Source organism: Streptacidiphilus fuscans, from assembly GCF_015690355.1.
GTDB lineage: Bacteria > Actinomycetota > Actinomycetes > Streptomycetales > Streptomycetaceae > Streptacidiphilus > Streptacidiphilus fuscans.
In genome coordinates this window covers 603,216-624,072 of the sequence record NZ_JADPRT010000002.1, presented here as the reverse complement: position 1 = coordinate 624,072, position 20,857 = coordinate 603,216, and the positions used below count along the sequence as shown (strand labels likewise).

Sequence of the window (20,857 nt, the reverse complement as noted above, 5' to 3'; positions counted from 1 at the left end):
ATGCGGCGCCGCCGGGATGATGAATACTCGGAACGCGACACCCACGCGCCGATCGCCGGAGGAGTCGGTAGTTGAGCGACACGCCGTCACGCGAGGCAGACCAGGCCCGCACAGCACCCGATGCAGCGGTGGCTGACGCGTTCGCGCCGAGGCCCGGCACCGCTCCGGTGCCGGACGCCGCTTCGGGGATCCCGCATCCTGCCGGCGAGGCGTCCGTTCCGTCCGCCGGGTCCGCCCCGTGGGGACACGACGAGCTCGGGACCATCTACGACTACATACGGATCGCCGCGTTCTCGCTCGACGAGGACGGCCTGATCAGCCAGTGGAGCTCCCGGGCCGAGCAGTTCTTCGGCCTGTCCGCCGAGGACGTCATCGGCTGCGACCCGGTGACCACCTTCGCGCCGCGCGAGCAGTGGAGACACGGCCGCGAGCGGATGACGGAGATCCTGGCCGGCAAGGAGTGGGTCGGCACCGCGCCCTACCGCGACTCCGACGGCGAGGAGCGCCTCGCCGAGCTCTACCTGATGCCCGCCGAGGGCGCCGACGGCCGGTCCGGCGTCGTCTGCATGGCCGTCGACCTGCGCAAGCTGCGGACCCTGGAGACCGAGATCGCCGCCTCCGAGGCGATCTTCGGCCAGGCCCCGACCGGCTTCGTCCTCTTCGACCAGGACGGGCGGATCCAGCGCGTCAACGACAGCTTCGCCGCCGGGCTCGGCCTGGACGCGGCGACGCTCGTCGGCCTGACCGTCCACGAGCTGATGCCCGCCAAGGACGCCGCCCGGGTCTCCCGCTCCCTGGCCGAGGTGCTGCGGACCGGCGACCCGGTGGTCGACCTCAACTTCGCCGGCGAACTGCCGAGCCGTCCAGGCCGCCGTCGCTGGTCGATCTCGCTCTACCGGCTGCTCAGCGCCGCCGACCGGCCGATGGGCGTGGCCGGACAGATCGTCGACGTCACCGGCCGGGCCCGGGCCGAGCGCGACGCGGCCAGTGCCCGCCGCAGCCTCGCCCTGCTCAACGAGGCCAGCCGCCACATCGGTTCGACGCTGGACCTGGAGACCACGGCCCGCGAACTGCTCGACGTCACCGTGCCCGGCTTCTGCGACGTGGCCACCGTCGACCTCTACAACGCCGTGCTGACCGCCGACGCCGAGGGCCGCCAGGTGGACGACGGCGACGGCAGCGGCGAACTGCGCCGGGTCGCCTCCGCCAGCACCGTCCACCACGAGGGCACGCCCACGCCCGCGCCCGAGGTCGGCGGAACGTTCTGCTACCCGCCGCGCTCGCCCTACGCCAAGGCGCTGCGCACCGGCCGCAGCCTGACCCTCTCCGGTCCGGGCAACCCGGACCCCAACCCGCTGATCCACAGCGCGATCGTGATCCCGATCGTCGCCCGCGAGAAGGTCCTCGGCCTGGTCCAGCTCTCCAGGGCCAAGGGCAGCGAGCCGTTCGACACCCGTGACGTGGCGATCGCGACCGAGTTGGTCGCCCGCGCCGCCGTCTGCATCGACAACGCCCGGCTCTACCGCCGCGAGCACGAGCGCGCGCTGATCCTGCAGCGGTCGCTGCTGCCGCCCGGCAACCCGGCCGCGTCCGGCCTGGAGATCGCCTGCCGCTACCGCCCGGCGGGCAGCGGCACCCAGGTCGGCGGCGACTGGTTCGACGTCATCCCGCTGCCCGGCAACCGCACCGCGCTGGTCGTCGGCGACGTGATGGGCCGCGGTCTGCGCGCCGCCGTCGCCATGGGCCAACTCCGCACGGCGGTACGCACCCTGGCCATGCTCGACCTGGACCCTGCCGAGGTACTCACCCAGCTCGACGAGATCGCCCGCGGCCTGAGCGCCGACCCGGACTCCGACGACGGCGAGTCCGCCGAGCTCTACCTCGCCACCTGCGTCTACGCGGTCTACGACGCGGTCACCATGCGCTGCACCATCGCCAACGCGGGCCACCTCCCGCCGGTCCTGGTCGACCCCGCGGCGGGCGGCCCGACCCCGGCGCTGATGCTGGACGTCCCCGAGGGCGTCCCGCTCGGCGTGGGCGGCGAGCCGTTCGAGGAGGTCACCGTCGACATTCCCGACGGTGCGCTGATCGGCCTCTACACGGACGGCCTGGTCGAGTCCCGCAAGCACCACCTGGAGGAGGGCCTCACCGCCCTCCGCACGGCGCTCGGCAGCGCGGACCGCCCGCTGGAGGCACTCTGCGACCAGCTCCTGACGGAGCTCGACCCCCACTACGGCGAGGACGACGTCGCCCTGCTGATGGCACGGATCTTCGCCCTGCCGAGCAACTCGGTCGGCGACTGGGTCCTGCCCTCCGAGCCGACCTCGGTGGCCCGCGCCCGCGAACTCGCCTGCGGCTGGCTGGCCGCGTGCGGCCTGGACGAACTGTGCGACACGGTCGAGCTGTTGGTCAGCGAGCTGGCGACGAACGCGCTGCGGCACGGCCGCGGCGACATCCGGCTGCGCCTGCTGCGGGACTCCGTCCTGGTCTGCGAGGTCTGGGACAACGGCTACGCGCAGCCCCGCCAGCGGCGCGCCCGCGACACGGACGAGGGCGGCCGCGGGTTGCAACTGGTCAGCTTGCTCGCCGACCGCTGGGGGAGTCGTAGGACTCCCAGCGGCAAGGCGGTCTGGTTCGAACTCGCCCTACCCGCGTGATTCTTTGGGCACATGGGGACGTTGCAACATCTAGGGGCGCGGGGAACTGCGCGAGAAACCACCCTGTGCGGATGGCCCTGACCGTTCGGCCTGCCAGCTGCGTGGGTGGCTTGTCGCGCAGTTCCCCGCGCCCCTGAAGTGTTGCAACTTACCGTCGGCGGGAGATCTTGCTGCCCAGCCAGACCAGCGGGTCGTACTTGCGGTCAACCGCCCGTTCCTTCAACGGAATCAGCGCGTTGTCCGTGATCTTGATCCCCTCCGGGCAGACCTCCGTGCAGCACTTGGTGATGTTGCAGTAGCCCAGCCCGTGCTCCTCCTGCGCCGTCGCCTTGCGGTCCAGGCCCGCCTCGGAGGCAGCGTCCAGCGGGTGCATGTCCAGTTCGGCGACCCGCATCAGAAAGCGCGGGCCCGCGAACGCGGGCTTGTTCTCCTCGTGGTCGCGGACCACGTGGCAGGTGTCCTGGCACAGGAAGCACTCGATGCACTTCCGGAACTCCTGCGAGCGGTTCACATCCTCCTGCTGCATCCGGTACTCCCCAGGGCCCACGCCCTGCGGCGGCACGAACGACGGGATCTCGCGTGCCTTCTGGTAGTTGAAGCCCACGTCCGTCACCAGGTCCCGCAGGACCGGGAAGGCGCGCATCGGGGTGATGGTGACCGTCTCGCCCGCGGGCAGCGTGGACATCCGGGTCATGCACATCAGCCGGGGGCGGCCGTTGATCTCCGCGCTGCAGGACCCGCACTTGCCGGCCTTGCAGTTCCACCGCACGGCCAGGTCCGGCGCCTGCGTCGCCTGGATGCGGTGGACGATGTCGAGGACGACCTCGCCCTCGTTGACCTCGACCGTGAAGTCGTTCAGCTCGCCGCCCTCGGCGTCCCCGCGCCAGACGCGGAACCTGGCCTCGTAGCTCACTGTTCCGCTCCGTTCTCGCTCTTCTTCTCGGTCTCCGCGCGCTGGGGCGGTAGCCCCTTGGCCGGCAACTCGTCCTCGGTCAGGTACTTCTTCAGCTCGTCGACGCCGAACAGCGCCAGCAGGTCCTCGCGGATCGGCGGGTTCGCCTTGCGCTGGACGGTGATCGCGCCGTCGGGGCCCGGCTTCTCGTCCAGCGAGCAGATCAGGTTGACGCGCCGCCAGTCGGCGACCATCTCCGGGTGGTCCTCGCGGGTGTGGCCGCCGCGGCTCTCCGTGCGCTCCAGCGCCGCGCGGGCGACGCACTCGCTGACCAGCAGCATGTTGCGCAGGTCGAGGGAGAGGTGCCAGCCGGGGTTGAACTGCCGGTGGCCCTCGACCCCGGCGCGCTCGGCGCGCTCCCGCAGCGCGGAGAGCCGTTGCAGGGCCTCGGCCATCTCGCCCTCGCGCCTGATGATGCCGACCAGGTCGTTCATCGACTGCTGCAGCTCCTGGTGGAGCGAGTACGGGTTCTCCGCGCCGTCGGTGCCGTTGCCCTCGAAGGGCGCCAGCGCCTCGGCCGCCGCCGCGTCGATCTGCTCCTGGTCCACGACCGGACGGTTCGCCGTGTGCTCCTCGGCGTACTCGGCCGCGTGCAGGCCGGCCCGGCGGCCGAAGACCAGCAGGTCCGACAGGGAGTTGCCGCCCAGGCGGTTGGAGCCGTGCATCCCGCCCGCGACCTCACCGGCCGCGTAGAGGCCGGGCACGGACGAGGACGCGGTGTCCGGGTCGACCTCGACGCCGCCCATGACGTAGTGACAGGTCGGGCCGACCTCCATCGGCTCGGCGGTGATGTCGACGTCGGCCAGCTCCTTGAACTGGTGGTGCATCGACGGCAGTCGGCGCTTGATCTCCTCGGCGGGCAGCCGCGTCGAGACGTCCAGGTAGACGCCGCCGTGCGGGGTGCCGCGACCGGCCTTGACCTCGCTGTTGATGGCGCGGGCCACCTCGTCGCGGGGCAGCAGCTCCGGGGGACGGCGGTTGTTGGCCTGGTCCTGGTACCAGCGGTCGCCCTCCTCCTCCGTCTCCGCGTACTTCTCCCGGAAGACGTCGGGGATGTAGTCGAACATGAACCGCTTGCCGTCGCTGTTGCGCAGCACGCCGCCGTCCCCGCGGACCGACTCGGTGACCAGGATGCCCTTCACCGACGGCGGCCAGACCATGCCGGTGGGGTGGAACTGGACGAACTCCATGTTCAGCAGCGTCGCCCCGGCCAGCAGCGCCAGCGCGTGGCCGTCGCCGGTGTACTCCCACGAGTTGGAAGTCACCTTGAACGACTTGCCGATGCCGCCGGTCGCCAGCACCACCGCCGGGGCCTCGATGACGAAGAACCGGCCCGACTCGCGCTGGTAGCCGAAGACGCCGCTGACCCGCTCCCCGTCCTTCAGGATGCGGGTGATGGTGTGCTCCTGGAAGACGCGGATCTTCGACTCGTAGTCGCCGCTCTCCTTGAAGTCCTCCTGCTGCAGGCTGACGATCTTCTGCTGCAGAGTGCGGATCAGCTCCAGGCCGGTCCGGTCGCCGACGTGGGCCAGCCGCGGGTACTCGTGGCCGCCGAAGTTGCGCTGCGAGATCCGGCCGTCCTTGGTGCGGTCGAAGAGCGCGCCCCAGGTCTCCAGCTCCCAGACCCGCTGCGGCGCCTCCTTGGCGTGCAGCTCGGCCATCCGCCAGTGGTTGAGGAACTTGCCGCCGCGCATGGTGTCGCGGAAGTGGACCTGCCAGTTGTCCTGGTCGTTGACGTTGCCCATGCTGGCGGCGATGCCGCCCTCGGCCATCACCGTATGGGCCTTGCCGAACAGCGACTTGCAGATGATCGCCGTCCGCTTGCCCTGGGCGCGGGCCTCGATGGCCGCCCGCAGCCCTGCGCCGCCGGCGCCCACCACCACCACGTCGTAGACGTGGCGCTCCACCTCGGTCATTACGTAAGTCCTTCGGAGGTCTTCGGGATCTCGTTCTTCGGGATCTCGGTCAGAAGAAGCGGGGATCGGTGAACGCGCCGCTCGCCAGCAGGTACACGTACAGGTCGGCGACGCCGACGCTGATCAGCGAGGCCCACGCGAGCTGCATGTGACGGGCGTTCAGCTTGCCGACCCAGGTCCACAGCTTGTAGCGCACGGGGTGCTTGGAGAAGTGCCGCAGGCGTCCGCCGACGATGTGCCGGCAGGAGTGGCAGGAGGCGGTGTACGCCCAGATCAGCACGATGTTGACGAGCAGCACCAGCGTGCCGAGGCCCATGTGGCCCCAGTGCCCCTGCGCGTCCCGGAACCCGAGCACCGCGTCGTAGGTCAGGATCCCGGCGACCACGATCGCGAAGTAGAAGAAGTACCGGTGGATGTTCTGCAGGATCAGCGGGAACTTGGTCTCACCGCTGTACTTCGCGTGCGGCTCGGCCACCGCGCACGCCGGCGGCGAGTTCCAGAACGAGCGGTAGTAGGCCTTGCGGTAGTAGTAGCAGGTCAGCCGGAAGCCCAGCGGGAAGATCAGCACGATCAGCGCGGGCGACAGCCGCCACCAGCTGCCGAACAGCGCCCAGTCCGCGCCGCCGTTCATGGCCGGGCAGTTGGCCGCCAGGCAGGGGGAGTAGAACGGCGAGACGTAGGGCGCGGCGTAGGCGGTGTGCACGCCGAAGAACGCCCGCCACGTCGAGTAGCCGATGAACGCCAGCAGACCCAGGGCGGTCGCCAGCTGCGGAACCCACCAGCGGTCGGTCCGCAGATGCCGTTGCTCGATCGTCGCGCGCCCAGGGGAGTGGACCCCCCGGCCGGCATTCTCGGCGGCCTCGGGGGGCCTGATCTCCGTGGTCACTGCCTTCTGTGTCCTCTCCTGGGCGGGCGTCTGCCTGACGGCAGGCTGCGGTGGCGCGCCCGGCGGCACCAGTGCTGACGCCGGGGCGGCGTCGGCCGGGCCGGGCGGCCGGGGTCAGCGGCGATGGCCGCCGATGCCCTCGTCCTCCGCGTCCCACCACATGGCCGGGTCGTACGGGGTGTCGGAGACCTCGACCGGACCGAGCGTCGGCCGGCTCGGGCACGGCGACGGGAGGCAGGCGCGCAGCTGCGCCAACGCCTGCCGGGTCGCGTCCACGGCGCGGTCCAGCTCGTCCAGGCGCCGGTGCGCCTCCGTGAGCGCGACCGGTCCGGTGGCGCCGGCGCTGTCGGTTCCGGTGGTGCCAGTGGTCCCGGTCGTACCGGTGATGTCCGAGGGCATGCCTGTGCTCCCCTCCGCGCGGTGGAAGATCGGTTCCTGATGTCGTGTCAGGAACGCGCGCAAGCGAGTGTGGCCCTCATCACCGTCGGTTGGAAAGGCCTGGTTCACGATTGGCGGATTACGTGATCCGTCCGCGCGCCCCCGGGCGGCGCAATCCGCTGCCCCGATCGAGTGGCTTGCGCGGCGTTCTCCGACGTGTCGTCAGCTCTGGTGTGGCCAACGGTTCTTGAGTGGCGCTGTGGTGTACCGCAATCGGCTCTTCCCCGCTTCCTCCGTGTCGCACCGCGAGACCGTCGCCGCCGTCCTGGCCGCGGCCGTCGCCGTCGCGGTGGCGGCCTGCTCCGGCGGCGCGCCGTCCGTCCGCGCCGACGACCTGATCCGTGCCGACCGCGCCTCCGTCAGCGACGGCGGCTCCGTGCGCTGGGCGGTGGACGCCGTCCCGTCCACCCTCAACGTCTTCCAGTCCGACGCGAGCGCCACCAGCCAGCTGGTCGCGAGCGCGGTCCTGCCGACCCTCTTCACGGTCGACGCGCAGGGGAAGGCGAACACCGACCCCGACTACCTGGTCTCCGCCGACCAGACCGCGACCTCGCCGCAGACCGTCGTCTACCGGCTCAACCCCAAGGCGGTCTGGAGCGACGGCAAGCACCTCGGCCTCGCCGACTTCGTCGGCCAGTGGCAGGCGCTCAGCGGACGCGACCCCGCGTTCGCGGCAGCCGGGACCGCCCGCACCGACGGCTACGACAGCATCGCCTCGGTCACCTCCGGCGGCGCGCCGGATTCGGTCAAGGTCGTCTTCGCCAAGCCCTACGCGCCGTGGCGGAGCCTGTTCACCCCTCTCTACCCGGCCGCGGCGACGGCCACCCCGCAGAGCTTCAGCCAGAGCCAGCGCACCGCGCTGACCGCCGACGCGGGCCCGTTCACCTTCAAGAACGAGAACGCGCAGGCGCTCACGGTAGTCCGCAACCCGCACTGGTGGGGCGACCGGGCCAAGCTCGACGCCGTCGCCTTCACCGTCGTCGCCCCGGACACCGCCGCGTCCGCGCTCGCCGCGCACCGCGTCGACATCGCCGACCTCAGCCAGGCCGCCGACGACACCGGCTACTCGCCCGAGGCCACCTCCGGCACCCAGATCCTCCGCGCCGCCGGTCCCGACGACCTCCAGCTCGCCTTCAACGGAGCCAACGGACTGCTCGCCGACCCGGACGTGCGCCGCGCGGTCGCGGACGCGATCGACAGGCAGGCGATCGCCGACGCGATCCTCAGGCCGCTGCGGCTGCCCGCCGTCCCGCTCGGCAACCATCTGCTCCTCGCCGACCAGCCCGGCTACCAGGACGACGCCGCGGCGCTGGGCGCGGGCGCGGACGCGGCGACGAAGCTGCTGGACGCCGCGGGCTGGAAGCTGGCCCCCCACGGCGACGCGGCCAACGCGGCGGCGTCGCCGGTCCGGGCCAAGGACACCCGCACGCTCAGCCTGACCCTGCTCACCCGCGCCGGTTCGGCGCGGGACGCGACGATCGCCCGGCTGCTGGCGTCCCAGCTGAGCCAGATCGGGATCACCCTGACGACGAAGCCGGTCCCGGCGTCGAGCTTCTTCACCCAGCACGTCGCCTCCGGCGACTTCGACCTGGCGCTGGTGACCTGGCCGGCCTCGCGCTTCCCGATCGCGGACGAGTCCGCGCTCTACGAGAAGCCGCAGGTCAACCCGGACGGCTCACTCAACGTCGGCCAGAACCTGTCCGGCACGGGCACGGACGAGATCAACAGCCTGCTCAGCGAGGCGGTGACCAGCACGGACACGGCGGACGCCACCCGGCTGGCCAACGAGGCCGACATCCGCATCTGGCAGGCGGCCCCGTCCGTCCCCCTCTTCCAGACCCCGGAACTGGTCGGCACCCGCCTCAACCTCGTCAACGTCGGCGCGTTCGGGCTTGCCAGCCCAAGGTGGCAGGACATGGGGTACCACGGACAGCCGCATTAATTTTGGGCGAACGGGGAGGTGGCAACACCCAGGGGCGCGGGGAACTGCGCGACAAGCCACCCATGGAGGTAGAGCCCCGAATGTTCAGGGCCATCCGCTCATCGGTGGTTTCTCGCGCAGTTCCCCGCGCCCCTGAATAGTGCAACGTCCCGTCGTCCCGAAGGGGCAGCGCGCGAGCGTCAGCGCGCAACCACGTACCATAGGACAAAGCCGTGGCATGTTCAGATGCCCGGTGGGTGGACCGGCGGCACTGACCGTGCTCGGCGGGTGCCACGCCCAGTCGATTCGGGAGAACTGTACTCCGTATGCCCACGCGCAATGACATCCGGAACGTCGCCATCGTCGCGCACGTCGACCACGGCAAGACCACGCTGGTCGACGCGATGCTGAAGCAGGCCGGCGCCTTCGCCGCCCACCAGCATCTTGACGACCGCATGATGGACTCCAACGACCTGGAGCGCGAGAAGGGCATCACCATTCTCGCGAAGAACACCGCCGTCAAGTACCACCCCAAGGGTGGTGGCGACCCGATCACGATCAACATCATCGACACCCCGGGCCACGCCGACTTCGGTGGCGAGGTCGAGCGCGGTCTGTCGATGGTCGACGCCGTCGTCCTCCTCGTGGACGCCTCCGAAGGCCCCCTGCCGCAGACCCGCTTCGTGCTCCGCAAGGCGCTGCAGGCCAAGCTGCCGGTCATCCTCTGCATCAACAAGACCGACCGTCCGGACTCCCGGATCGACGAGGTCGTCAACGAGGCCTACGACCTCTTCCTCGACCTGGACGCGGACGAGGAGCAGATCGAGTTCCCGATCGTCTACGCCTGCGCGCGTGACGGCGTCGCCTCGCTGACCAAGCCGGAGGACGGCACCGTCCCGGCCGACAGTGACAGCCTGGAGCCGTTCTTCTCCACCATCCTGGAGCACGTCCCGGCCCCGGTCTACGACGAGGACGCGCCGCTCCAGGCCCACGTCACCAACCTGGACGCCGACAACTTCCTCGGGCGCATCGCGCTGCTCCGTGTCGAGCAGGGCTACCTGAAGAAGGGGCAGACCGTCGCCTGGATCAAGCGCGACGGCACGATCTCGAACGTCCGCATCAGCGAGCTGCTGATGACCGAGGCGCTCACCCGCAAGCCGGCCGAGCAGGCCGGTCCGGGCGACATCTGCGCCGTCGCCGGCATCGGCGAGATCATGATCGGCGAGACCCTCGCCGACACCGAGAACCCGATCGCGCTGCCGCTGATCACCGTCGACGAGCCGGCCATCTCGATGACCATCGGCACCAACACCTCGCCGCTGGTCGGCAAGGGCGGCTCCGGCAAGGGCGCGGACGCCAAGTCCGCGGCCAAGGTGGACCGCAAGGTCACCGCCCGTCAGGTCAAGGACCGTCTGGACCGCGAGCTGATCGGTAACGTCTCGCTCCGCGTCCTGGAGACCGAGCGTCCGGACGCCTGGGAGGTGCAGGGCCGTGGTGAGCTGGCGCTGGCCATCCTCATCGAGACCATGCGTCGCGAGGGCTTCGAACTGACCGTCGGCAAGCCGCAGGTCGTCACCAAGGAGGTCGACGGCAAGACCCACGAGCCCGTCGAGCGCCTGACGGTCGACGTGCCCGAGGAGCACATGGGCGCCGTCACCCAGCTGATGGGTGTCCGCAAGGGCCGCATGGACAACATGTCGAACCACGGCTCCGGCTGGGTCCGCATGGAGTTCGTGGTCCCGTCCCGCGGTCTGATCGGCTTCCGCACGGAGTTCCTCACCTCCACCCGCGGCACGGGCATCGCGCACTCGATCCACGAGGGCCACGAGCCCTGGTTCGGCGCGCTGACCACCCGTAACAACGGCTCCCTGGTCGCCGACCGCGCCGGTGTCGTCACCGCCTTCGCGATGACGAACCTGCAGGAGCGCGGCGTGCTCTTCACCGACCCCGGCACCGAGGTGTACGAGGGCATGATCGTCGGCGAGAACTCCCGCGCCGACGACATGGACGTGAACATCACCAAGGAGAAGAAGCTCACCAACATGCGGTCCTCGACCGCAGACGTGACCGAGTCGATCGTCCCGCCGCGCAAGCTCTCGCTGGAGCAGTCGCTGGAGTTCTGCCGCGAGGACGAGTGCATCGAGGTGACGCCGGAGACGGTGCGCATCCGCAAGGTGGTCCTGGACGCGCAGACCCGCGCCCGCACCCGCGGCCGCGCCTCGAAGGGCTGACCCGCCGCTAGCACGGCAGCGCAGTAGCGCAGCAGTACGGAGCCGCCGGAAGCACTGCTTCCGGCGGCTTTTCCATGCCATTCAGCTGTCACTCATTGTGATGATGTCCCGGCCGAGTGTCAGTGCCGGAGTGTACGAATATCGGTGTCAGGATGACTTCTGGCGGTGTTTCATGTCCGATTCGACAGCTGTTGCACCCACCTGGTGACGTCCGAGTTGCGAGACACAGCTCACAGGCGTGTGATCAAACCGAAATGTCATTTGGTCATAACCATCGCCGACAGTGACGGATAGTAGAGACCACGACGCTCGGGTCACCCAGGCGGCGGCCGATCCCGGCCGCCGACTCGCGAGCTCAGGCAGCGCTGCCCAGGGGTGGGCGGCTGCTGTCACGAACGACGGCAAACAGCACGTCGCACGTCTGAGGAGGCACGTCCATGCGTGGAGCCACGCAAGCGAAGTTCGCCGCCGGGGCCATCGCCATCGCCCTGGCTGCCACGGCATGCAGCAGCAGCGGCAGCTCCGGGGGCTCCAGTTCCGGCAGCAACTCGAGCGGCATCGTGAGCGCGTGGTGGGGCGACCCTCAGAACCCGCTGGTTCCGACCGACACCAACGAGGTGAACGGCGGCGCGGTGCTGAACATGATCTTCGACGGTCTGCAGCACTACAACCCGACGACGGGTGCCGCGGAGCTGGCCAACGCGCAGTCGATCACCACCACGGACCAGCAGCACTTCACCATCACGCTGAAGCCCGGCTGGAAGTTCAGCGACGGCACCCCGGTGACCGCCAGCTCCTACGTGGACGCCTGGAACTGGGGCGCGTACTTGCCGCACGCGCAGAACAACACCGACCCGTTCTTCACGTCGATCCAGGGCTACAGCGCCGTCCACCCGACGAGCGGCAGCCCGACCGCGACGACCATGTCCGGCCTCAAGGTCGTCAACGACACGACCTTCACGGTCGCGCTGACCCAGAAGTTCTCGCTGTGGCCGGACACCCTCGGCTACTCGGCCTTCTACCCGCTGCCGCAGTCGTTCTTCAAGAACCCGACGGCGTGGGAGGCCCACCCGGTCGGCAACGGCCCGTACGTCATCCAGTCCTGGACCAAGGGCACGGGCATGCAGCTGCGCCCGGCGTCGACGTACGCCGGCGCCTACAAGCCCAAGAACGGCGGCATCGACCTCAAGGTCTACACCAGCGCCGACGCGGCCTACGCCGACCTGCAGGCCGGCAACCTGGACATCGACAACGGTCTGTCCAACACCGCGCTGAAGACGGTCCAGTCCGACCTGAACGGCCGTTACCTCAACCAGCCGGCCGGTATCAACCAGACGATCTCGTTCCCCCTGAACCAGGCGAACTGGAACACCCCCGGCGCCAAGCTGGTCCGCGAGGGCATCTCGATGGCCATCGACCGCCCGACCATCACCAAGGTCATCTTCCAGAACACCCGCACCCCGGCCACCGACTGGACCTCCCCGGTCCTCGGCGCGGCGGGCGGCTACAGCAGCACGCTCTGCGGCGACGTCTGCACGTACAACCCGACCAAGGCCAAGCAGCTGATCCAGCAGGGCGGCGGCATCCCGGGCGGCCAGCTGACGATCAGCTACAACGCCGACGGCCCCCACAAGGAGTGGGTCGACGCGGTCTGCAACAGCATCAACAACGCCCTGGGCAACCAGAACGCGTGCGTCGGCAAGCCGATCGGCACCTTCGCGGACTTCCGCAACCAGATCCAGAACAAGCAGATGACGTCGGCCTTCCGCACCGGGTGGCAGATGGACTACCCGCTGATCCAGGACTTCCTGCAGCCGCTCTTCTACACCAACGCGGCGTCGAACGACTCGCACTACAGCAACCCGCAGTTCGACAGCATGGTCAACCAGGCCAACGCGGCCAGTGACAAGGCGACGGCCGTCTCGGACTTCCAGCAGGCCGAGAAGCTGCTGGTCAGCGATCTGCCGTCGATTCCGCTGTGGTACCAGAACGGCACCGTCGGCTGGTCGTCCCGCGTTTCGAACGTGCAGCTCGACCCCTTCAGCGTCCCGGTCTACACGAACATCACCGTCAACAAGTAAGTCGTCTGTCCGCCGGCCGCAGACCGCCGTGCGAACGGGGCGGGGGGGGGGGGGGGGGGGGCGGGCCCCCCCCGGGGCCCCCCCCCCCCCCCCGCGACGAATCCCTGGAGGTTCCATGGGGCGCTACGTCATTCGACGCCTGCTCCAGATGATCCCGGTTTTCATCGGGACCACGTTCATCATCTTCACGATGGTGCACGCTCTCGGTGACCCGGTCGCCGCGCTCTTCGGAGACAAGGCACCGGACCCGGCGGTCGCTGCACAGATCCGTCAGCAGCTCGGGCTGAACGATCCGCTCGTGGTGCAGTACGCCAACTACATGAAGGGCATCTTCACCGGGAACCTCGGGACCACGTTCAGCGGTCAGCCGGTCACCGAGCTGCTGAAGATGGCGTACCCGACCACCCTCAAGCTGACCGCCGTGGCCTTCACCTTCGAGGTGATCCTCGGTATCGGCCTGGGCGTGATCAGCGGTATGCGTCGCGGCAAGCTGGCCGACACCGGCGTGATGGTGCTGACGCTGATCGTCATCTCCATCCCGACCTTCGTCATCGGCTACGTCCTGCAGTACCTGCTCGGCGTGAAGTGGGGCCTCGTGCCCGCGACCGTCGGCCAGGGCGCGCCGATCGGCGACATGATCCTGCCGGGCTTCGTGCTCGCCTCGGTCTCACTCGCCTACGTCGCCCGACTGACCCGCACCACCATCGCGGAGAACTCGAAGGCCGACTACGTGCGCACCGCTGTCGCCAAGGGTCTGCCGCGTCGCCGGGTGATCAGCCATCACCTGCTGCGCAACTCGCTGATCCCCGTGATCACCTTCCTGGGCACCGACCTCGGCGCCCTGATGGGTGGCGCGCTGGTGACCGAGCGCATCTTCAACATCCAGGGTGTGGGCTACTACCTGTACCAGGGCATCGTCCGTCAGAACACCCCGACGGTGGTGGGCTTCGTGACCGTCCTCGTCATCGTCTTCCTCCTCGCCAACCTGCTCGTCGACCTGCTCTACGCGGTCCTGGACCCGAGGATCCGTTATGCCTGATCAGCAGCCGAACAAGCCGGACGGCGTCCCCGACGACGCGAACACCGAGCTGTCCAGCGCCTTCGCCAACACGCCCACCCTGGGCGCGATCGAGGCCGACGACCTCCTGGAGAAGGAGGATCTGCACCACGCCGAGGCCCAGTCCGCCGAGTCGGTCGCCGTCACCGACCGCGAGGTGCCGCGCAGCCTCTGGCAGGACGCCTGGCGTGAGCTGCGCCGGAACCCGATCTTCATCATCTCCGGGATCCTGATCATCTTCTTGATCATCGTGGCGTTCTGGCCCGGGCTGTTCACCTCGACCAGCCCGCTCAACTGCGACCTGTCCAAGTCGGAGCTGGGCCCGACCTCGGGTCACCCCTTCGGGTTCGACACGCAGGGGTGCGACGTCTTCGCCCGGACCATCCACGGTGCCCGCGCCTCGATCACGGTCGGCGTCTTCGCCACCCTGGGCACCGCCATCCTCGGCACCGTCCTCGGCGGCCTCGCCGGGTTCTTCGGCGGCTGGATCGACGCGGTCGTCTCCCGAATCGCGGACATCTTCTTCGGCATCCCGATCCTCCTCGGCGGTCTGGTCTTCCTTTCGGTCATCCCGAACCAGTCGGTCTGGATCGTCGTCGCCTTCATCGTGGTCCTCGGTTGGCCGCAGCTCGCGCGCATCGCCCGCGGTGCCGTGATCACGGCCCGGCAGCAGGACTACGTCACGGCCGCCCGCGCTCTGGGTGCCAGCAACAGCCGCCTGATGCTGCGCCACATCCTGCCGAACGCGCTGGCTCCGATCATCGTCGTCGCCACCATTGCGCTGGGCACGTACATCTCGCTCGAGGCGACCCTGTCCTACCTGGGTGTGGGTCTCAAGCCGCCGACGGTCTCGTGGGGCATCGACATCTCGGCCGCGGCGGACTCGTTCCGCAACGCGCCGCACATGCTGCTCTTCCCCGCCGGTGCGCTCTGCATCACCATCCTTGCGTTCATCATGCTCGGCGACGCGGTTCGCGACGCTCTCGACCCCAAGCTGCGCTGAGAGAGGCGGAACCGTGAGTACTGCTGCATCCGCGAACCCGGCCGCCGACCGGCGGACCCGCTCCGTCGACAACGAGGCGCCGCTGCTCCAGGTGCGCGACCTCCAGGTCGAGTTCCGCACCAGGGACGGCGTGGCCAAGGCCGTCAACGGCGTCAACTACTCGGTGCACGCCGGGGAGACGCTCGCCATCCTGGGCGAGTCGGGCTCCGGCAAGTCGGTCTCCTCCCAGGCCGTCATGGGCATCCTGGACAGCCCGCCCGGATTCGTCACCGGCGGCGAGATCCTCTTCAAGGGCGAGGACCTGCTCAAGCTCTCGGGCGAGGAGCGTCGCAAGATCCGCGGCACCCAGATGGCCATGATCTTCCAGGACGCGCTCTCGTCGCTCAACCCGGTCCACACGGTCGGGACGCAGCTCGGCGAGATGTACCGGGTGCACCGGGGCACGTCCAAGAAGGACGCCAAGGCCAAGGCCGTCGAGCTGATGGAGCGGGTCGGCATCCCCGCCGCCAGGGAGCGGGTCAACCAGTACCCGCACCAGTTCTCCGGCGGTATGCGCCAGCGCATCATGATCGCCATGGCGCTGGCCCTGGAGCCGGACCTGATCATCGCCGACGAGCCCACCACCGCCCTGGACGTCACCGTCCAGGCCCAGGTCATGGAGCTGCTCGCCGACCTCCAGCGCGAGTACAACATGGGCCTGATCCTGATCACCCACGACCTCGGCGTGGTCGCCGACGTCGCGGACAAGATCGCGGTCATGTACGCCGGGCGGATCGTCGAGACCGCCCCGGTGCACGAGCTCTACAAGCGCCCGGCCCACCCCTACACCCGTGGCCTGCTCGACTCGATCCCGCGCCTGGACCAGAAGGGCCAGGAGCTCTACGCGATCAAGGGTCTGCCGCCCAACCTGCTGCGCATCCCCTCCGGCTGTGCGTTCAACCCGCGCTGCCCGATGGCCCAGGACGTCTGCCGCGCCGAGGTCCCGCCGCTGATGGCGGTCACCGAGGCCGACGGCACGCCGCTCGAGGGCCGTGGCAGCGCCTGCCACTTCTGGAAGGAGACCATCCATGGCTGACGCGCAGGCCGCAGAGGCGGAGGCCGCGGCCATCGAGGCCGCCTTGGAGAAGCCGGTCGAGCGGGGCGAGCCGATCCTCCAGGTCCGCGACCTGGAGAAGCACTTCCCGCTGACGCAGGGCATCCTGATCAAGAAGCAGGTCGGCGCGGTCAAGGCCGTCGACGGCGTCTCCTTCGACCTGCACCAGGGCGAGACCCTGGGCATCGTCGGCGAGTCCGGCTGCGGCAAGTCGACGCTGGCCAAGGTGCTGATGAACCTGGAGCCGGCCACCAGCGGCCAGGTGCTGTACAAGGGCGAGGACATCGCCGGGGTCTCCGGTCGGGCGCTCAAGGCGATCCGCCGGAACATCCAGATGGTCTTCCAGGACCCGTACACCTCGCTCAACCCGCGCATGACGGTCGGGGACATCATCGGCGAGCCCTTCGAGATCCACCCCGAGGTGGCTCCCAAGGGCGACCGCCGCAGGGCCGTCCAGGATCTGCTGGACGTCGTCGGCCTCAACCCGGAGTACATCAACCGGTACCCGCACCAGTTCTCGGGCGGCCAGCGCCAGCGCATCGGCATCGCGCGCGGCCTGGCGCTCAAGCCCGAGATCATCATCTGCGACGAGCCGGTCTCGGCACTGGACGTCTCGGTGCAGGCGCAGGTGATCAACCTGCTGGAGCAGCTGCAGGACGAGTTCAACCTGTCCTACATGTTCATCGCCCACGACCTGTCGATCGTGCGTCACATCTCCGACCGCGTCGGCGTGATGTACCTCGGCAAGATGGTCGAGATCGGCACGGACGAGCAGATCTACGAGCACCCGACCCACCCGTACACCCAGGCGCTGCTCTCCGCCGTGCCGGTGCCGGACCCGGAGGGTCGTGAGGGCCGCGAGCGGATCATCCTCCAGGGCGACATCCCCTCCCCGGCCAACCCGCCGTCCGGCTGCCGCTTCCGCACGCGCTGCTTCAAGGCGCAGGAGAAGTGCTCGGTCGACGTCCCGCTGCTGGCGATCCCCGAGGTCTTCCGCGGCAAGGACACCCCGGCGGCGCACGACTCCGCGTGCCACTTCGCCGAGGACATCGACGTGGTGGGCGCGACGGACACGGAGTAACCCGCACGCTGAACACGACGAAGGGCTGCCCCGACGGGGCGGCCCTTCGACGTGTCGTGGCGTTCCTGGGGAACAGCAAGGGGCCCGCCCGGTCTGCTCGACCGGCGGGCCCCTTGTCAGCGATTAACGCTGAAGCAGCGTCACTCCGCCGTGCCCGCAGGGGTGGCGACGGTCACCGGGGTGTCCGAGACCGGGGTCTGCAGCGGGAAGTGGCAGGCGGCGGCGTGGCCGTCGCCGAAGAGGCGCATCGCCGGCTCCTCGACCGCACAGCGGTCCTGGGCGAGGGGGCAGCGGGTGCGGAAGCGGCAGCCGGACGGCGGGGCGACCGGGCTGGGCAGCTCGCCCTTGATGCCGCCGCCGCGCTTGGCCCGCTCCAGCTCCGGCTCGGGGACCGGGATGGCCTCCAGCAGACCGGCGGTGTACGGGTGCGCCGCACGCTCGTAGATGTCCTGGCCGGAGCCGACCTCGACCATCTTGCCCAGGTACATCACGCCGATCCGGTCGGCGAGGTACTTGACCACCGCCAGGTCGTGCGAGATGACCACGTAGGACAGGTCGTGCGAGGCCTGCAGACGCTTCATCAGGTTGAGCACCTGGGCGCGGATCGAGACGTCGAGCGCGGAGACCGGCTCGTCGGCGACGATCACCTTCGGGTGCAGCGCCAGGGCGCGGGCCAGGCCGATGCGCTGACGCTGGCCGCCGGAGAACTCGTGCGGGAAGCGCTCCAGCGCCGACTTGGGCAGACCGACCTCGTCCAGCAGCTCGCTGACCCGGGCCATCTGCTCCTGCGCGCTGCCGATGCTCTGGATCTGCAGCGGCTCACGCAGGATCGCGCCGACGCGCATGCGCGGGTCGAGCGAGGCGTACGGGTCCTGGAACATCATCTGGAGGTCGCGGCGGTGGCGGCGCAGCGCCTTGCCGCGCAGCGAGCCGACCTCGGTGCCGTCCAGGGTCACCCTGCCGGAGTTGGGCTTCTCCAGGCCGACGATCATGCGGCCCAGCGTGGTCTTGCCACAGCCGGACTCGCCGACCAGACCGAAGGTCTCGCCGTAGCCCAGCGACAGCGAGACGCCGGAAACGGCGTGCACGACGGCCTTGTTGCGGCTGAAAGCGCCCCCGCCGACCGGGAACTCCTTGACCAGGTCGACGACCTCGAGCAGCGGACGCGAGGCCTTCGCCGCCGGGGCGGCCTTCGACTCCTCGCGCGGCGTGGCGACGGTGGCGGCCACGGCCTCGGCCTCGGCGGCCTCGACCACGGCGGTGGCCTTGGCGACCACGGCGGCCTCAGCCTCGGCGGCCTCGGCGTCCGCCTCCTCGGCGGCGGCCTCAGCCTTCTCCTCGGCCTTCGCCTCGTCCTTCGCGTCGCCCGTGGCCGCGTCGTCGGCCTCGGCAGCGGCGTCGGATGCCTCGGGCTTGCCGTCCTCCGGGGCGTCAGCCGACTCGGTGGCGTCAGCGGCCTCCGTGGCCTCGGCCTCGTCGGTGGCCTCGGCCTTGGTCAGCTCGATCTTCTCGGCCAGCTCCTCGGCCTTCTGCTCCGCCTCCGCGGCCACGGCCGCGGCCTCCTCCGCCGTGACCGGCGGCTCGGAGAGGAGGGTCAGGTCGAGCGGGCCGGAGACCGGGTGGAAGCACGCGAAGACGTGGCCCTCCGGGCCCTTCAGCTCGGGGTCGTTCTCGCGGCACTGGTCGGTGACGTAGGTGCAGCGCGCGGCGAAGCGGCAGCCGGTGGGCGGGTTCGACAGGTCCGGCGGCAGGCCGGGGACGGTGAACAGCTTCTGCGTGTTGTCCTGCGCCAGGCGCGGGATCGAGGCGAGCAGACCCTGGGTGTACGGGTGGCGCATGCCGTCGAAGAGCTGCTGCGTCTCCGTGCTCTCGACGATCCGGCCGGCGTACATGACGTTGATCCGGTCCGAGTGCCCGGCCACCACGCCCATGTCGTGGGTGACCAGGATGATCGCCATCCCGAGCCGCTCCTTGAGGTCGTTCAGGAGGGTCAGGATCTGGGCCTGGATGGTGACGTCGAGCGCGGTGGTCGGCTCGTCGGCGATCAGTACCTTGGGCTCGCAGGCGAGCGCCATGGCGATCATCACGCGCTGACGGAGACCGCCGGAGAGCTGGTGCGGGTAGTCCTTCAGCCGCTCCTTGGGCTTCGGCAGGCCGACCAGGCCGAGCACCTCGGCGGCGCGGTCCATGGCCTCGGCCTTGCTGACGCCGCGGTGCAGCAGCACGGGCTCGGCGACCTGGTAGCCGATCGTCTTGGTCGGGTCCAGGGAGCTCATCGGGTCCTGGAAGACCATGGCGATCTCGTTGCCGCGGATCTTCCGCAGCTCGCCGTCGGACAGGCCGACCAGCTCGCGGCCGTCGAGCTTGACGGAGGAGTTGTTGACCAGACGGCCGCCCGGGGGCAGCAGGCCCATCAGGGAGAGACCGGTCATGGACTTGCCGCAGCCGGACTCGCCCACCAGGCCGAGGGTCTCCCCGGCCTCCAGGTGGAACGAGACGCCGTCCACGGCCTGCACGACGCCGCGGCTGATCTGGATGTGGGTGGTGAGGTCGTTGACCTCAAGGAGGTGAGCCATCGTGTTCCTCGATTTCGTCGCTGTCGTCTTTGCTGCGGCGGCGTCAGCGCTTGCGCAGGCGGACGTCGACGGCATCGCGCAGGCCGTCACCGATCAGGTTGAAGGCCATGACCACCAGGACCAGGGCGATGCCGACCGGGTAGACCTCCCACCAGTAACCGTTCAGCAGAGCGGTCTGGGCGTCGGAGATCTGCGAACCCCAGTCGGTGTTGGGGTACTGGATGCCGAAGCCGAGGAAGCCGAGGGCCGCCAGGGCGAGGATGGCGTCGGCGATCTGGAAGGTGATGTTGACGATCACCGTCCCCATCGCGTTGGGGATCAGGTGACGGAAGATCAGCCGGGTGCGGCTGCCGCCCATGACGCGGGCCGCGGAGACGAAGTCGCGCACGCGCAGCGTGAGCGTCTCGCCGCGGACCAGACGGGCCGGGATCAGCCACGAGAAGACACCGAGGATCAGGCTCAGGTTGAAGGTGTTGGAGCCGTAGCGGTGCGCGACGATCAGCACGACCAGCAGGAACGGGATGGCCAGCAGCACGTCGACGACGCGCATCATCACCGCGTCCACGATGCCGCCGATCAGACCGGCGACGGCGCCCCACAGGGTGCCGATGACGGTGGCGATCAGGGCGGCGAAGAAGCCGATCTCGAGCGAGGTCTGACCGCCGAGCATCAGGCGGCCGAGGATGTCGAAGCCCCTGCTGTCGGTGCCGAGCGGGGCTCCGGATCCCGGGCCCTGGTCGGTGCTGAGCAGGTTGGTGTTGGTCTGGTCCGAGTGGTAGATCATCGGGCCGAGGAAGGCGAACAGCACGAAGAAGATGAGGATCAGCACGCCGGCCACGGCGAGCTTGTTCTGCAGGAACTCACGCAGCGTCAACTTCCAGCCGGAGGCTGAGGGATCGGCGTGGATCTCGCCGGCATCGCTGGTGCGCGGCTCCGCGGCGGGAGCGGTGGTCGTCTGAGTCATC

The 20,857-nt window shown here is 69.7% G+C and carries 14 protein-coding genes; 8 read left to right on the top strand and 6 right to left on the bottom strand.

Annotated elements, in window-relative coordinates; genetic code table 11:
• Window positions 1-128 precede the first annotated feature (128 nt).
• Entirely contained in the window at window positions 129-2,657 is a 2,529-nt protein-coding gene (locus I2501_RS06450) for a SpoIIE family protein phosphatase (RefSeq protein WP_408022709.1), read from the top strand.
• 148 nt (window positions 2,658-2,805) lie between these two features.
• On the opposite strand, the gene I2501_RS06445 is transcribed toward I2501_RS06450, so the two are convergent.
• From I2501_RS06445 to I2501_RS38770, 4 genes are all read right to left on the bottom strand, one after another.
• Window positions 2,806-3,570 carry a succinate dehydrogenase/fumarate reductase iron-sulfur subunit gene (locus I2501_RS06445; protein ID WP_196192829.1) on the bottom strand — a complete coding sequence of 255 codons (765 nt, stop codon included), beginning with the start codon at window positions 3,568-3,570 and terminating at the stop codon, window positions 2,806-2,808.
• The gene (locus I2501_RS06440) at window positions 3,567-5,525 is read right to left on the bottom strand and encodes a fumarate reductase/succinate dehydrogenase flavoprotein subunit (protein WP_196192828.1); all 1,959 of its coding nucleotides are present in this window, start codon (window positions 5,523-5,525) and stop codon (window positions 3,567-3,569) included. Before I2501_RS06440 ends, I2501_RS06445 begins: the two co-directional genes overlap by 4 nt.
• A gap of 49 nt (window positions 5,526-5,574) precedes the next feature.
• The gene (locus I2501_RS06435; RefSeq protein ID WP_328806237.1) at window positions 5,575-6,411 is read right to left on the bottom strand and encodes a hypothetical protein; all 837 of its coding nucleotides are present in this window, start codon (window positions 6,409-6,411) and stop codon (window positions 5,575-5,577) included.
• A 114-nt stretch (window positions 6,412-6,525) separates the two neighbouring features.
• Window positions 6,526-6,810 (bottom strand): hypothetical protein, encoded by a 285-nt coding sequence (locus tag I2501_RS38770; RefSeq protein ID WP_215909292.1) that lies wholly within the window; start codon window positions 6,808-6,810, stop codon window positions 6,526-6,528.
• A gap of 238 nt (window positions 6,811-7,048) precedes the next feature.
• Here I2501_RS38770 and I2501_RS06425 point away from each other — a divergent pair, with 238 nt between their 5' ends.
• From I2501_RS06425 to I2501_RS06395, 7 genes are all read left to right on the top strand, one after another.
• Window positions 7,049-8,791 (top strand): ABC transporter family substrate-binding protein, encoded by a 1,743-nt coding sequence (locus I2501_RS06425; RefSeq protein ID WP_196192827.1) that lies wholly within the window; start codon window positions 7,049-7,051, stop codon window positions 8,789-8,791.
• Window positions 8,792-9,096: 305 nt separating this feature from the next.
• The gene (gene typA / locus I2501_RS06420) at window positions 9,097-11,001 is read left to right on the top strand and encodes a translational GTPase TypA (RefSeq protein WP_196192826.1); all 1,905 of its coding nucleotides are present in this window, start codon (window positions 9,097-9,099) and stop codon (window positions 10,999-11,001) included.
• Between the two features lie 437 nt (window positions 11,002-11,438).
• Entirely contained in the window at window positions 11,439-13,082 is a 1,644-nt protein-coding gene (locus tag I2501_RS06415) for a peptide ABC transporter substrate-binding protein (RefSeq protein ID WP_196192825.1), read from the top strand.
• Window positions 13,083-13,197: 115 nt separating this feature from the next.
• Window positions 13,198-14,121, top strand: a complete 924-nt coding sequence (locus I2501_RS06410) for an ABC transporter permease (RefSeq protein ID WP_196192824.1) — start codon at window positions 13,198-13,200, stop codon at window positions 14,119-14,121.
• Window positions 14,114-15,142 carry an ABC transporter permease gene (locus I2501_RS06405; RefSeq protein WP_196192823.1) on the top strand — a complete coding sequence of 343 codons (1,029 nt, stop codon included), beginning with the start codon at window positions 14,114-14,116 and terminating at the stop codon, window positions 15,140-15,142. Before I2501_RS06410 ends, I2501_RS06405 begins: the two co-directional genes overlap by 8 nt.
• A gap of 82 nt (window positions 15,143-15,224) precedes the next feature.
• The gene (locus I2501_RS06400; protein ID WP_215909372.1) at window positions 15,225-16,217 is read left to right on the top strand and encodes an ABC transporter ATP-binding protein; all 993 of its coding nucleotides are present in this window, start codon (window positions 15,225-15,227) and stop codon (window positions 16,215-16,217) included.
• Window positions 16,210-17,316 (top strand): ABC transporter ATP-binding protein, encoded by a 1,107-nt coding sequence (locus I2501_RS06395; RefSeq protein WP_196192821.1) that lies wholly within the window; start codon window positions 16,210-16,212, stop codon window positions 17,314-17,316. The genes I2501_RS06400 and I2501_RS06395 overlap by 8 nt, the downstream gene beginning before the upstream one ends.
• Window positions 17,317-17,456: 140 nt before the next feature.
• Here I2501_RS06395 and I2501_RS39060 read toward each other — a convergent pair whose 3' ends face one another.
• Window positions 17,457-19,967, bottom strand: coding sequence for an ABC transporter ATP-binding protein (locus I2501_RS39060; RefSeq protein ID WP_268926871.1), 2,511 nt, complete (start codon window positions 19,965-19,967; stop codon window positions 17,457-17,459).
• A complete protein-coding gene (locus I2501_RS06385) occupies window positions 19,936-20,856 on the bottom strand; it encodes an ABC transporter permease (protein ID WP_196192820.1) in 921 nt (306 codons plus the stop codon). The genes I2501_RS39060 and I2501_RS06385 overlap by 32 nt, the downstream gene beginning before the upstream one ends.
• Between the last annotated feature and the right edge of the window lies 1 nt (window position 20,857).